The 13,373-nt window shown below is 67.8% G+C and carries 12 protein-coding genes; 4 read left to right on the forward strand and 8 right to left on the reverse strand.

Translation table 11 applies throughout. The features are described from left to right. Positions 1 to 154 precede the first annotated feature (154 nt). The 3 genes from WMF44_RS14310 to WMF44_RS14320 all read left to right on the forward strand — a co-directional run bounded on the left by WMF44_RS14310 (position 155) and on the right by WMF44_RS14320 (position 1,946). Positions 155 to 631, forward strand: coding sequence for a single-stranded DNA-binding protein (locus WMF44_RS14310; RefSeq protein WP_437299668.1), 477 nt, complete (start codon positions 155 to 157; stop codon positions 629 to 631). A gap of 153 nt (positions 632 to 784) precedes the next feature. Then, the gene (locus tag WMF44_RS14315) at positions 785 to 1,045 is read left to right on the forward strand and encodes a hypothetical protein (RefSeq protein ID WP_437299669.1); all 261 of its coding nucleotides are present in this window, start codon (positions 785 to 787) and stop codon (positions 1,043 to 1,045) included. Positions 1,046 to 1,190: 145 nt separating this feature from the next. After that, entirely contained in the window at positions 1,191 to 1,946 is a 756-nt protein-coding gene (locus WMF44_RS14320) for a hypothetical protein (protein WP_437299670.1), read from the forward strand. An 87-nt stretch (positions 1,947 to 2,033) separates the two neighbouring features. Here the strand turns inward: WMF44_RS14320 and WMF44_RS14325 are convergent, their stop codons facing one another. Beyond that, a complete protein-coding gene (locus tag WMF44_RS14325; protein ID WP_437299671.1) occupies positions 2,034 to 2,825 on the reverse strand; it encodes a hypothetical protein in 792 nt (263 codons plus the stop codon). Between the two features lie 99 nt (positions 2,826 to 2,924). After that, positions 2,925 to 3,368 (reverse strand): ferritin-like domain-containing protein, encoded by a 444-nt coding sequence (locus tag WMF44_RS14330; protein WP_437299672.1) that lies wholly within the window; start codon positions 3,366 to 3,368, stop codon positions 2,925 to 2,927. Positions 3,369 to 3,692: 324 nt separating this feature from the next. On the opposite strand from WMF44_RS14330, the gene WMF44_RS14335 reads away from it, so the two are divergent. Beyond that, positions 3,693 to 3,959, forward strand: a complete 267-nt coding sequence (locus WMF44_RS14335) for a hypothetical protein (RefSeq protein WP_437299673.1) — start codon at positions 3,693 to 3,695, stop codon at positions 3,957 to 3,959. A gap of 225 nt (positions 3,960 to 4,184) precedes the next feature. On the opposite strand, the gene WMF44_RS14340 is transcribed toward WMF44_RS14335, so the two are convergent. From WMF44_RS14340 to WMF44_RS14365, 6 genes are all read right to left on the reverse strand, one after another. After that, complete coding sequence (locus WMF44_RS14340) at positions 4,185 to 5,960, reverse strand: metallophosphoesterase (protein ID WP_437299674.1); 1,776 nt, start codon at positions 5,958 to 5,960, stop codon at positions 4,185 to 4,187. A 95-nt stretch (positions 5,961 to 6,055) separates the two neighbouring features. Continuing rightward, complete coding sequence (mfd, locus tag WMF44_RS14345; protein WP_437299675.1) at positions 6,056 to 9,856, reverse strand: transcription-repair coupling factor; 3,801 nt, start codon at positions 9,854 to 9,856, stop codon at positions 6,056 to 6,058. Positions 9,857 to 10,380: 524 nt separating this feature from the next. Further along, on the reverse strand, positions 10,381 to 11,304 hold the full coding sequence (locus WMF44_RS14350) for a transposase (protein WP_437301563.1): 924 nt from the start codon (positions 11,302 to 11,304) through the stop codon (positions 10,381 to 10,383). A 296-nt stretch (positions 11,305 to 11,600) separates the two neighbouring features. Beyond that, on the reverse strand, positions 11,601 to 12,308 hold the full coding sequence (locus tag WMF44_RS14355) for a hypothetical protein (protein WP_437299676.1): 708 nt from the start codon (positions 12,306 to 12,308) through the stop codon (positions 11,601 to 11,603). Positions 12,309 to 12,469: 161 nt separating this feature from the next. After that, positions 12,470 to 13,069, reverse strand: coding sequence for a 6-bladed beta-propeller (locus WMF44_RS14360; RefSeq protein ID WP_437299677.1), 600 nt, complete (start codon positions 13,067 to 13,069; stop codon positions 12,470 to 12,472). Further along, complete coding sequence (locus WMF44_RS14365) at positions 13,066 to 13,308, reverse strand: hypothetical protein (protein WP_437299678.1); 243 nt, start codon at positions 13,306 to 13,308, stop codon at positions 13,066 to 13,068. The genes WMF44_RS14360 and WMF44_RS14365 overlap by 4 nt, the downstream gene beginning before the upstream one ends. Between the last annotated feature and the right edge of the window lie 65 nt (positions 13,309 to 13,373).

Here is a 13,373-nt window from a genome sequence, read left to right on the forward strand (position 1 = left end):
ACGGCAGGCAAGGTGACAAGGAAGTCAACGAGAGAAGACGGCGGAGACGACCGAGACGACGGCAAACGATAGTAAACGCTAGTTGGCGATAGCAAACGACAGCAAACGACAGCAAATGACAGCAAATGACGACAACCAAGCACAGGAGCACATCATGAACGAAGGGCTGAACAAGGTGATTCTCATGGGCAACCTCGGCGCGGATCCGGAGCTGCGCTACACGGGCAACGGCACGCCGGTGCTCCAGCTCCGCATGGCGACGAACGAGTCGTTCGTCGACAAGAACAAGGAGCCCAAGGAGCGCACCGAGTGGCACAACATCGTGTTCTGGGGGCCGCGCGCCGAGGCGCTCGCGAAGGTGCTGACCAAGGGCGACGGCGTGCTGATCGAGGGCGGGCTGCGCACGTCGAGCTACGAGAAGGACGGGATCCGCCGCTACCGCACCGAGGTGATCGCGCGGGACCTCCGCTTCACCGGCCGCCGGGCCCTGGCGCAGCCGCCGCCGGGGCTGGAGGACGACGGCGAGGCGACGCAGCCCGGGACGGGGGTGCCGACCACCGCGCGGCTCGGCAAGAACGGCGCGCGGGGGCGGCCGCCGGAGGTGCCTGCGCTGGATGAGATGCCGTACTGAGGGGCTCCGTCCGGACGGGCGAGCGGGGCGAGGCGGCTTGTATCGAGCCGCCTCGCGGCGTCCCCAGCATGCGCCGTCTCACCCGGTCCGCGACATTCCCCTCCAGCGGTCGCCGACGCGGCCCCATCGATCCCCCGGCGCTCAGCGCTTGGCGTGTTGCTGGATTCCACTCAGACCAGTTTTCAGGGCGATATGTCACCAGGTAACCCTTCACGGCCGCTGGCGCGCAGCGTCAGCCGCGAGATGCGCGCGATGCGTGCGATGCGTGCGATGCGTGCGATGACTGATTCGATGACTTCAGGTCACCATCACGCGGTGGACAGTATCCGGCAGTGCCGTCTGAAGAGCTCTCGTGTCCTACATGAACACAGAAAAGTGATTGAATCGATGGATAATGTGCTCGAAGTGTGTTGACGAATGCCGTGCTTTGGAAGTAAACACTGGATGCTAGGCTCGACGCGACCAGGTGCGATTCTCTTGCTGTACACGATCGACCTCCTCAACCGAATCTGCTCGGCCTGCGGAACGGCAACGTGGTAACCGTCAACCGAGGTACTTCATGCTCAGCAATGCGGTTCGCTTTCTGATGGTGTCTGCTGCTGCTTCTTTCGTCGCGCTCGGCGCTGCCCCGGCCGATGCGTGCTCGCTGCTATCCAGCGGAGCGCTCGACTTCATCACCGCCGGTACGCCGTCGGCGGTCGGGGCTGTCTTCCTCACGAACATTCAGAAAGAGGAGTTCTGGTCCGACCCGGACCCGATCGTGGACGCGGTGAACGACGAGGCCAATCTGTCCTACTACTGGGGTTCGACGAGCCCGAGCTCGGAGAAGTACTATACCGAGTTCACCAAGTCCGGGGCCATCGTCTCGCTGATCTCGAACATCTCGAACGTCGCTGCGGGTGACGTGCTCGTCATCAACAAGATGGTGGCAGGCGGCGTGCAGACCGCATACGGCGGGCACACCGTGATCATCACGGGCCCGGCGGTGCAGCTCACGACGGCCCTCAACCCGAAGTACGAGAACACGATCCAGTGGGCGCTGCCGATCGCCGACTCCACCAGCTCGGTCCACGGATGCAGCACCACCTGGCGTGACAGCCGGTGGACGAGCACGTGCAGCGACTTCGTCGCAGGTCCGGGGACGGGCTACATGCGCATCTATACCGATACCTCGGGAGTCCCCGTGGGCCACACCTGGAGCGTCACCTCGGTTTCAGCTGGCAATTATTACCCGATCACGAGCACGACCGTCCCGGTGCGGCCCTTCGTCATCGGCAGGCTGAACTCCTGCCCGCTGCCCACGCCGACCCCCTGAGCCGGCGCGCCTCCGGCGCAGCGGCGCGATCGCCGGGCGATCCTGAGGGCGCGCGCCCTCAGGATCGCCGTCTCCCTCCTCCGGCGTTTACGGCGCGCCGCCCTTCTCGCCCGCCGCGGGCACGCGGCAGAGCTGGGCGATGCCCTTTCCGCTCAGCTTGTCGCGCGTCAGCTCGAACTGCGGCACGTACATGCAGAAGCGGCCGCCCTTCTCGGTCGCGATGCTCGTTCGACGCGAGATCATCTCCTCGAGCTCCGAGCGGCTGATGGCCTTGTCCGTCTTCAGCGTGTCCGAGACCTTGAGATCGACCGCGTTCGGGCAGCTGACGCTGGCGGCGACGGTGAGGTTGGGCTTCACCTTCTCCTGACCTTCGCGATAGTCAGCACCTGGCCCGGTCTGGCCGCCCGCTTGAGCCCTGCCGGCCTGGGCGCCTTCGTGGGCCTGGCTGCCGCCTTGAGCGCCGCCGGCATGGGCCTGGGCCTGGCTGCCGTCGGTCTGGCCCTGCGCACCCGCGCCGCTGCCCCGTCCCAGGTTGCCGCTGCCGGTCTGGCCGCCCGACGGCTGCTGCGACTTGCCCGCCGCGACGGGATCGATCCGACCTTTGACGGAGGCCGTGTAGGTGCAGCCTTCCTCGACCGGGAACGAGATCTGCTCCTGGAGATTCATCGCCTGTTTCTTCTGACTCTGCCCCTGTTGCTGCTGCGTGCGCTGTGCGCCGCTCGCGCTGGGCTTGTCGCCCTGATGCTGTGCGCCGCCCTGCGCCGCTCCCGGCGAGCCCGGTTCGCGTTGCTGCGGCGAGCCCGGTTCGCGTTGCTGCGGCGAGCCCGTGCCGCCCGTCTGTGCCGCCGCGAGCGCCGGCACGACCGCGAGCGCTCCCATGGCGAGCGCGAGCTGGATGGACCGATTCGATTTCATATTACCCCCAACCGTAGAATCTGCTTCCGATCGTACTCACCACCGCCGCGGGCCGACCGCCCACTAGGCGGCTTGTTCCCAGACCTTCCTTGACAGCGCGTCCTTGATCCACGCGAGGTGCCGCTGCTCATCGGTGTAGTTGCGCTCGACGATCGCGCGCGCCTCGGCCGTGAGCGACTCGTCCAGCGCCGCCTGGTATTGCCGGTTCGTGAGCTCCTCGTTGCCGCGCATGGCGAGGAGCGCGCTCTGGTCTCCCATGCTCGTGATCGCCGTGAACCCCTCGATGAGCTTGCCCTTGAGGTCGCGGGTCTGCGCCGCGATGCCGCCGAGCGACGTCACATGCGCGGTCAGATCCACCACGTGGCGCGCGTGATCGTCCCTGAAGCTCGCGAGCCTCTCCTTGGTATGAGCGTGCTCGCACGCCTCGATGGCGCGGTCGTAAGCGGCGATCGCGTCGCGATCGAGCTGGATGAGGTCGTTGAGCACCTCGATGACGTCTCTCGCCATGATCGACACTCCTTCCGGGATCCCGCTCCGCTCGGACCCCACCGCCCACCACCTGGGGCATTTGCGTGGGGGCGCAAGCCATGCGCACGTCGTCACCGGAACTTGTGGTCGCCGTTGCCGCGCCCGGCTCGGCCGCCGCTCGAGGCTGCCGATGGCGGCCGTGGCGGGCGGTCCGGCATCCCGAACGGTCGGGCAACCTCGACCTGGCACGGACCGTGATTCACGTCGCGAGACGAGAGACGAGAGACGAGAGACGGGAACCCCCGACAGCTTCCGTGGACCGGCGCCGCCAGCGCCGGCGCCGCGGGGAGATGAGATGTGCCTATGAAACGCTCTCTTGGCCGCTCCTCGATGCGCGCCGCGCTCGCGCTGCTCCTCGCCGCCTCCGCGGCCTGCGCAGAGGGGCTCGCGAACGCGCCCAGCATCAACCGCGAATGGACCCCGGAGGACCGTGGTCAGGACGCCATCGCGAATGGCCCGAGCTCCTGCCCCAGGGAAGGCCCCGATCCGCTCTCGCCCCCCGGCGAGCTGCGCGAGATCTGTCCCAGGGCCGCTCCGCCGAGGCTGCCCAGCGCCGCCGCGTCGCCCTGAGCGCAGCCGGCTCGCGCCAGAACACCTCGCTGCGCCCGCTGACCTCACGTTCGCGCGCGCAGGAGCGCGCGGCGAGCTCGGCGCGCAAGGATCCTTCTGCGGTCGACCGCTTCCACGAGTCGACCGCCCGGATGTGGTTGTGCCTGCCAGCGCGAAGGCAGAATGTCCCGGCTGAGGCGAACTGCCTCATGGAGAAGGAACGATCGCCAGGGCTCCGGTCTGCCTCTACGGCTCGGGCGCGCCAGCTCCCGCCGTGGCGCCCGCTGCGGGGGGGCGACTCCGCCGCTCGCCCGCGGGGCACTCGCGGTGCCCGGCGCCCGCCGCGTCGATCGTGAGTTGGCCGGTCCGGCGTGGCTGCCGCGCGGTCGGGATGGTGATGGGCTCCTCGATGAGCTCCGGCGCCAGGGCGCCGCGGGCGGGGATGAAGCGCGGCTCGCCGGGCTTGCGATCGCCGGCCACCTTCCACGCGCGCGGCACCTTCCTCAGCCCGACGGGATAGAGGGTGAGGCCGTCGCGGTGGACGTGAATCCGCAAGAAGTTCTTGTAGTCCTGGATCCGGAGCGCCGAGAACGCTTCGTTGCCGTGCCGCCGCGCGACGTTGAGCGAGATCAGGAGATAGACGCCCATGATCGTCGACCCGACAGCGGCGCCGGTGGCGCCGACGAAGAGCGTCACGCCGAGGAGGCTCCACATGGACATGGACGGGAGGTCCCGGACGTCGACGCCGAGCAGCGCGCCGCCGAGGTGCGCGAGCCCGAGCGCCGCCCCGAGGTGCGCGAGCGCGTGGAGCGAGCCCGCGAACCGGCGATACCAGGTCTTGTAGGTGTCCGTGAAGACGATGAACACGAGCACGACGACGAGGACCCACCCCACGGCCCCCGGCCCGGGACGGGGCAGCGTCAGGGAGGAGAGCATGTAGACGAAGGCGGCGGCAGGCCAGAAGCCGAGGTTGTGCCGGGCGAACGAGAGGTTGCGCCAGGCGAGCCGGCGCGACTCCGACTCTGACGGGAACGAGGCGCGCAGCATATAAGGGCGCTGGTCGGCGCCCGGGCCGGAGCGGACCACGGTGACCGGCTCGCCGTGGGTCGGGTGGAGGAACGCGCCGCCGCCGCCGGCGATGACGTTCTGCCGGCCGTCCGCGGACTCGTGGCGGCGATAGTGGTGCAGATCCCCGGCGATGCGCGCGACGATCTCGACCCCGGGCCGCGCGTCGGCGAGCTGCTTCTCGAAGAAGGCGAGGTTGCTCTGGAGCTCTGGGTTGTAGATGGCGCCCTTCACCCAGTCGGGCTCGGCGGTGCAGAGGATCACGCGATCGCCGTCGCGCATGTCGTGCGTCGCCAGCTTGCAGAAATACTCGATCTGCGGCTGGTCGATGTCGGACTCGAGCTGGATGTCGACGCCGAGCAGCCAGAAGCCGTGGGGCAGCTTCAGCGCGAAGTAGCTCCGCGACTGGAACGTCTTCCAGGCGCCGAGCGTGCGTTTCTGGCCGAAGAGGCGCATGAAGCTCATCAGCCCGTCGTACCAGTCGTGGTTGCCGGGGATGGCGAACAGGTGCGGCGGATCCGTCACATCGGCCTTCGGGAGCGCGGCCGCGTAGGGCTCGACGAGCCGCGTCCAGTACGCCTGACGCGTGGCCGAGGGGTAGACCTGGTCGCCGCCCATGATGAGCACCTCTCCGCGCCTCGTCTCCCGGCCGCCCAGCGAGAGGCCCGGCCGCGCGAGGAGGCTCGCGATCGCGTAGGTGGGGTTGAAGCCATCGCCTGTGTCCGCCACGTAGTCGATCCAGAGCTCGTCGCGCATGACGCCGTTTCGGACGGCATAGTCGAAGGGCGGCTGCGGCCCCGCGATCGCCTCGAGGAGGCGGAAATCGCCGCGCGCGCCCATCAGGCGGGAGACGGTCATGTCGAGCGCGGAGCGGGCCAGCTGGAAGGGGCTGTACCAGCATGTCATGACGCTCTGCTGGAGCGCCGCGAGCCGCTCGCGATCCGGGCGATCGATCATCCGTCCCTCCGCTCAAGGGAGGCTATCACCGCCGGAGCGGCGCGTCGCCTCGGCCGCGCGCTCCAGCGGGCGCGACGATGTCGTGGGCACTCACGCTAGGCGAGATCACTGCCCTCCTTGAGACAGCCGGCGAGCTCGCTGAGGAGCTTGTCGGTCGCCTCCAGACCGCTCGTGAAGGCTTCGCCCTCCTTGGCTCGGCGGGTGAGGCGCATGTCGGGCGAGAGCCGGTAGGGTGAGGCCTTCGGCTGGACCAGCTTGAGCACCTTGGCATGATCGAGCGGGGTGTCCTCGCGCAAGTGCAGCGTCACGCCCTTGGCGCTCGCCTCGCATGCGAGCGCCTTCAGCCGGCGCAGCTCGGTCTTGAGCCGCATGAGGTGCACGAACCGGCGCGCCTCGAGCGGAGGCGCGCCGAAGCGATCCTCCATCTCGACCGCGAGGTCCTGCACGTCCTCGGTCGAGGCGGCACCGGCGAGCCGCTTGTAGAGGGAGAGGCGTACGCCTACGTCGGAAATGTACTCTTCTGGCAGAAGTGCGTCGGCGTCGAAGGAGAGCTCGGTGTCGACGTCGTGGACCACGGGTTCGCCGCGCAGCTCGTGGACGGCCTCGTCGAGCATCTGGCAGAAGAGCTCGAAGCCAACCTGGGCGACGGTGCCGCTCTGCTCGGCGCCGAGGAGGTCGCCGGAGCCGCGCAGCTCCAGGTCGAGCGAGGCGATCTGGAAGCCGGAGCCGAGCTCGGTGTGGCGCTCGAGGGCCTCGATGCGGGCGCGGGCCTCGTCGGTCATGGCGTTCGGGGGCGGGACGATGAGGTAGCAGTAAGCGCGCTCCTTGGAGCGGCCGACGCGGCCGCGCAGCTGGTAGAGCTGCGAGAGGCCGAACATGTCGGCGCGGTCGATGAGGATCGTGTTGGCGCGGGGGATGTCGAGGCCGCTCTCGATGATGGCGGTGGCGCAGAGGACGTCGTAGCGCCCCTCGACGAAGTCGAGCATCGCCTGCTCGAGGTTCTGCTCGCTCATCTGGCCGTGGGCGACGCAGATGCGGGCGCTCGGGACGAGCTCGGCGAGGCGGGCGGCGCGCTCGTAGAGGCCCTCGACGCGGTTGTAGACGTAGAACACCTGGCCGCCGCGGCCGAGCTCGCGGAGGACGGCCTCGCGGAGGACGGCCTCGTCGTGGCGGGTCACCACGGTGCGGATGGCGCGGCGATCGACCGGGGGGGTCGTGATGATCGACATGTCGCGGAGGCCGGAGACCGCCATCTGGAGGGTGCGGGGGATGGGGGTGGCCGAGAGCGTGAGGACGTCGACGTTGGTCTTGAGCGCCTTGATGCGCTCCTTGTGGGTGACGCCAAAGCGCTGCTCCTCGTCGACGACGAGGAGGCCGAGCCGCTTGAAGTGGACGTCCTTGGAGAGGAGGCGGTGGGTGCCGATCACGACGTCGACGCTGCCGTCGCGGAGGCCGCGGGAGACCTCGTCCTGCTCCTGCTTGGTCTGGAAGCGGGACATGGCGCGGACCTCGATGGGGTAGGAGGCCATCCGGGATCGGAAGCTGAGGTAGTGCTGCTGCGCGAGCACCGTGGTTGGGCAGAGGACGGCGACCTGCCTGCCGGCGTTTGCGGCGCGGAAGGCGGCGCGGATGGCAACCTCGGTCTTTCCGAACCCGACATCGCCGCAGACGAGGCGGTCCATCGGACGGCCGGACTCGAGGTCGGCCGTAACCTCGGTGATCGCCCGGGCCTGGTCGGGCGTCTCGTCGAAGGGGAAAGTCGCTTCGAAGGCGCGGTAATCGTCGTCCGGCGGTGGAACGGGCTCCGCCGTGGCGGCGCGGCGCTCGGCGTAGAGGCGGAGGAGCTCGTCGGCCATCTTGCGGACGCTCTTCTCGACCCGCGCCTTTGTCTTGGCGAACGTCTGCCCACCGAGCCGGTCGAGCTTGGGGGCGCCTTCGCCGCCGCTGAATTTCTGGATTTGGTTCAGGCGGTAGACTGGGAGGTAGAGCTTGTCGCCGCCGGCGTACTCGACGGCGATGAGATCGACCGTGGTTGAGCCGACCTGCTTGTGGACGAGGCCAAGGTAACGCCCGATACCGTGCTCTACGTGGACAACGTAGTCGCCGACGCCGAGGTTGCGGAGGTCCTCAAGGAAGGCCTGCGACGGCTTCGTGGAGGAGGCGGCGGCGCGCGCGGCGCGGCGGTGAGCGCGGGCACCGAAGATTTCCTCCTCCGTGACCAGCGCGAGCCCCTCGGCAGGAGCGATGACGCCGCGCGCAAGAGAGCCCGTGACGACGAGGGCTGTGTCGCGCGGAGAGGCGGAGCTGCTGCCATCGAAGAACGCGGGGTCGAACGGACCCAGGTTGGCCTTCACCCGCACGTCGCGATGGCGGAGCAGGGCGACGAGGCGCTCAACCTGGGTCTGCGCGCGTGCAGCGATAAGCACTCGTAGGCCTGCTTCTTGCCAGGCGATCACGCGACGAACGAGCGGGTCGAGAGCGCCGTGCTTGCCGCGTGACGCGCGAGCCGTCTTGATGGCGCGCTCGAGGTCCGATTGGTCGCGCGTCGCGAGCGACGGGACGTCCTCAGGGACGACCTCGAAGCGCTCCAGCGAGTTCCGGTTTTCCACAGCAACAGCACCCTCAACCCCGGTGCGGTGCAGGGCAAGCACGGCACGCGCGTCGAGCCACGAGGCAACGTGCGCCTCGTCCTCGTAGAAGGAGGCCAGCGGGAAGTGCGGCTCACGGTCCTTGTGGCTCCGATCGGCCGCGGCGCGACCGAGCTCGTTTCGCACGGCGGCGGTGACGGAGGACGGGTCCTCAAGGAGGATGAGCGCGTCGTCGGGCAGGTACGACGTGAGGGAGGCGAGGTCGATGAAGGCAGGCAAGTAGCCTTCGGCCCCGAAGAAGGCGCGGCCGCTCGCGACGTCGTCGACCAGCGCGCGCGCCTTGGTCGAGGGGAAGTCGATGACGTCACACGCGGCGCGTACCCGCTGGCGGGCCCGCTCGACATTGGCAGGCGTGAGGATCGCCTCGCGCGCCGGCGGGATCCAGACCTCCTTCACATCGGCGACCGTGCGCTGGTCGTCGGGGTTGAATGTCTTGATCGATGCGACCATGTCTCCATAAAAGTCGATGCGCACCGGCAGCTCGGCGGAGGGCGCCCAGACATCGAGGAGGGCGCCGCGGACGGCGAAGGTGCCGGGGTCTTCCACGAGGGGGCTGCGGACGTAGCCCGATGCACCGAGGCGGGCCGAGAGCGCATCGCGATCCATCTCCTGCTCGGCGATGACGAGCTCGGCGTGTTCGGTGATCTCGTCCCTGGGTACGACCTTGCGGACGAGCGCGGTGATGGGGCAGACGAGGACCGACCAGGGAAGGTCCATGCCGAGGTGGAAGAGCGTGGCGAGGCGGGTCTGGGCGCCCCGGCGGTCCGGGTTGACATCCGCGTAAGGGCTGGCCTCGTTCGGCAGGTAGAGAAGGACGCGGCCGAACGTGGTCGAGCCGGCGGCCTCGGCGTCATCGGCGTCCCGATCGACGAGCAGGAACGAGGTATCGGCCGCCAGAGCGCGGGCGCTGTCGACGTCGGGGGTGAGGGCGATGATCCGGCGCCCGGCGGCGGCCGCGACGAGGCGACGGATGACGAGGGCGCCGGCCGAGCCGGCCGAGCCTGTGACATGACGGGTGCCAGGCGGCGTCGCGGCGAGCTCTGCGGCGAGCTCACGGGGCGTGACGACCCGGCGGTCTGCCGGGAGGTCGAGCGACGAGAGCGGCTCGAAGTCGGCCGGCGTGGAGGCGGGCGGGCCGCTGGTAGCGGTATCGTTCGAGGCGCTGTCGTCGACGTGGCCTGAGAGCTCGGCGATCGTGGCGCTGAGCGGGGAGCTCGAGGTGGAAGTGAGGGAGCGCTCGGGGGGCATCGGCGCAGCGCGGTCTAGCATAGGCGGCGCGATTCGACCCGCGGTCTCGACCCGACCGTGGTTCGTGCCACGCGGTGGTTCGTGCCACGGGGGGCACAACCCGACCGTGCTGCGGCAGGGGACGCAACCCCACCGTGCTGGGAGCGTATCTCGTGGACGTCGTGGCGGGGGCGCTACGCGACGCGCACGCCAGCTCGGTCCCGGCCCCGAATCACCTCTCGTCACGATGGTGATGTAGACTCTCGACTCCACTCCACGCAGACATTTCGACCGCTCGGACTCTGTGCACGCCGAGCCTGGCAGCTTCGAGCAAACCCGAACTGGCGAGCCAGTACGCCTTCCGGCCAGCCGAATCGTCCGTTGTTGCGCATGAATCGAGCCTTGAAGGAGATCGAGCGCTTGGTCCCTCCCGTCCCCTGCAACAACGCTGTATCCAGGCGTCGATCGTGTTGTGCGACGGGCGAACTGATACTCCCGGTTTCCGATCTTAATTTAATCGTGTCGACAATGTGCTGGTCCTGCGTCTATGCGGCCGCAGGCTCGCCGTCGTTGACGGTGACCCCGTGGAACACGCGCATCCACCACGTGCCCGCAGGGAAAGTTACGCTGCGCACACCTGCACGCCATTGATTGATCGAATGTCGGTATGCGATGCGAAAGGCTTGGACGGCCGCGATGGCGGCGTTCTTTGCGTCTGCCTGCCGGCGGCCGACTGCGAATGTTGGATTGAGATCGCGAAGTGGTTCGATGCTCGTTGCTCGCTTGTACGGAGAAATGTTTCTCGCGCGCGCAGCCCCGAGGAAGCCAAGCCTTTGTCGCTGTAGGGAAGCGTGAGCCTGTCTCTCGTGCAGCTCGATCCGTCCTGTGATCTCGCGACGAAATTTGTCGGCATTGGAATCGCTGATCGACGGTGGAAGCGTGATCGCAAGTGCTACGTCGGTTGGCCATTCGGGGTTCTGTGGATTGAAGTATATTTCAGGGCGTTGGGCGCGCAGCACCCCGCAGCCGATGTCGCCGACGAGCACCTTGGCTCCTGGCCACTCATGTGCATGCGGTACGAGACCAGCAGCGACCGGATTTGCGAGGGTGTAAGCGATCTTGTCCACCAGAGCGTCCCGTGTTGCTAGCCGTACCACGCTCGTTGCTCGATCGTCCCACACCGGCCCCTCCCACGCGCGCAAGATCTTGGTCCCGAGAGCGACAAGCCGATGGAATCTCTGCAAAAATCGTGGGAGTTCACCATGTGTGTCTGTGACAACGATATGAATGTGCGTGGACATCACGCAAAGGGCGTGTACGAGGATGCCATAGCGATGGGCAGAGACCGCCAGGGTATAGATCACGAGCCGTGTGATCGCGGAATCGGGGCGGAAGAGAAAATGCCTTCGCAGCACACGGCGGGTGAGAAGATACGTAGCGCCGGGGACGATCGCACGAGGCTGGCTCATGCCTGACGGGTATATCAAGCGCCGTGCCAGACTCGAAATCGGCTGATCTTTGAGGATTTGGGTGATCGAGGAGGTGGCGGCCGTCATCCTCTTCGCCACCTGCGCCACCCAGTGATCAGGTCGGAGGGCAGAGCAGAGCGTGTGCGGAGCGCAACGTCAGTCGAGCGCGACATCGCCGCGACGAGCGCGACGTCGCAATGTGGCTCGGTAGGCGGCGGCTGCTGCGAAGGCCATGGAGGAGATGCTGGCGATGCATCGTGGGCCGGTAACAGAACCAAAGAAATAGCTCAACAATTCTAAAGGTGGACGCCGCCTCCCAGCGATACCCCCCACGTAGTCGCCCCTCGCTGCCCGGCCAGCCCGGATGGCGCATCCAGGTTGACGGCAACCTGGGAGCGCACGAACACCGGCTCAATTTCGATGTTCGTATACAAGATTGCTGCCCATTGTGAGAAATCTCGCCCGGCGAGCGGCGCCGACTGCGCGAGCATCTGCACTCGCACTCCGGGTGTCAGCGGACCCATCCGCAAGCCCGCGTGAGCGGCGGCCAGGACCGCCAGCCGCGACGGGTTGGAGTTCACGGAAACGAGCACGGCTGGATCCAGCTCAGCGCCAACGATCACCGGCATGGACAGCTCCGCCCGGCTGCGGAGCAACAGCGCGATCGGGATCGCGTTCGGTGCCCACATCCAGTAATCCGCGAATCCGCGGGCCGCCGTAGCTACCGCGTAGTTGTACTCGGCCTCCGTATTCTTCGGGATGGTGCCAGGGAACGTCGTCACCGGCGGTGCAACCCCGACCCCGGCATAGATCGAGCGGTTTCGCTCCTCGATAAGCGCCCCCTGCACGGTCACGAACGGATTTCCGAAGCGAAACGACGAGCGCCGCGCCTCGCCCTCGATCCGAAACGTAGTCCAGGCCGACGTGACGTCCGTGGTTGCGAGCAGCCAGCTGTTCAGGCGAACGCCAGCCGCCACCTGCGGCGCGACATGAATCGTAGCCACGGCCCGGCTCTGCGGCGATGCTGTAAAAATGCCGTACAGCGCAATGTGACCGCGGCCGCCTGGTCGCGACGGAATGTCCCCCGTCGTCTGTGCCCAGCTCGGCGCCGCCCCGACCGAGGCAACCACGGTGACTGTGAGCGCGAGCCCGCGCGCTCTCCTTCTCACTTCGTCCTCCGGAACTTCTGCACGCCGCGACCCCTCAGGCTGGTGACGTAGACGCTGCCGTCGTGCCCAACGGCGATCCCGTGTCCCCAGTCGATCTCCCCGGGACCGTCCCCCGATGTGCTCCACCGGTCCACGATCTTCCCGTCGAGGCTCATCCGCAGCACATGCCCCCGCGGCCGCTCTGGATCCTGATCGCCTCCGTCTACAACGTAGATGTGCCCGTCGGGTCCGAAGGCGATCGCCCACGGTCGCCCCAGCGCTGCGCTCTTCCACTGCGCCAGGTAGTGGCCGTTCGCGCTGAAGACCTGAACACGCGCGTTCTCCCGGTCCGCCACGTAGACGCGCCCATCATCGTCGGTGACGATGCCGTGAGGCGTGTCGAGTTGCCCCGGCCCGAAGCCCTTCTCACCCCACTCCATGACGAACCTGCCGTCCTCGGAGAAGCGCGCGATCCGCGCATGGTTGTAGCCGTCGGCCACGTAGATGTCGCCGTCCAGGCCGAAGGCCACGTTGGTGGGCCGGTCGAGCTGCTCGGGGCTCGTCGCGCACCCGATATCCGCCAGCAGGACGAGGATCCACACACCGATGCCCTTCATGGCGCCTCGCCGAGGGTCATGACCACATCCCCCTCCGCCGTCAGCTTGAACACCCGGTTCTGCTCGGAGTCCGTCACCCAGACGAAGTCGTTGCGATCCACCTCGATCCCGTGCGGATAGAAGAACAGCCCTTCGCCCCACGCGTCGAGCAGCTCGCCCGTCTCTGGATCGAAGACCAAGATCGTGGGTTCGCGGATCGGCGTGTCGTTCCCTGACGTGCGCCCGGCCGCATGGCTCACCAGCACGCGCCCTCGCGCGTCAACCGCCACATCAAGCGCTGGGCCGAACACCATCCCGTCAGGGA

Source organism: Sorangium sp. So ce426 (genome assembly GCF_051475585.1).
Classification (GTDB): Bacteria; Myxococcota_A; Polyangia; order Polyangiales; family Polyangiaceae; genus Sorangium; species Sorangium cellulosum_B.

What these genes read in the sequence shown, in the direction of transcription:
- WMF44_RS14310 (WP_437299668.1), top strand. Translation starts at nt 155, where the DNA reads ATGAACGAAGGGCTGAACAAGGTGATTCTCATGGGCAACCTCGGCGCG.
- WMF44_RS14330 (WP_437299672.1), bottom strand. Translation starts at nt 3,368, where the DNA reads ATGGCGAGAGACGTCATCGAGGTGCTCAACGACCTCATCCAGCTCGAT.
- WMF44_RS14360 (WP_437299677.1), bottom strand. Translation starts at nt 13,069, where the DNA reads ATGAAGGGCATCGGTGTGTGGATCCTCGTCCTGCTGGCGGATATCGGG.
- WMF44_RS14335 (WP_437299673.1), top strand. Translation starts at nt 3,693, where the DNA reads ATGAAACGCTCTCTTGGCCGCTCCTCGATGCGCGCCGCGCTCGCGCTG.
- mfd (WP_437299675.1), bottom strand. Translation starts at nt 9,856, where the DNA reads ATGCCCCCCGAGCGCTCCCTCACTTCCACCTCGAGCTCCCCGCTCAGC.
- WMF44_RS14340 (WP_437299674.1), bottom strand. Translation starts at nt 5,960, where the DNA reads ATGATCGATCGCCCGGATCGCGAGCGGCTCGCGGCGCTCCAGCAGAGC.
- WMF44_RS14325 (WP_437299671.1), bottom strand. Translation starts at nt 2,825, where the DNA reads ATGGGAGCGCTCGCGGTCGTGCCGGCGCTCGCGGCGGCACAGACGGGC.
- WMF44_RS14320 (WP_437299670.1), top strand. Translation starts at nt 1,191, where the DNA reads ATGCTCAGCAATGCGGTTCGCTTTCTGATGGTGTCTGCTGCTGCTTCT.
- WMF44_RS14350 (WP_437301563.1), bottom strand. Translation starts at nt 11,304, where the DNA reads ATGAGCCAGCCTCGTGCGATCGTCCCCGGCGCTACGTATCTTCTCACC.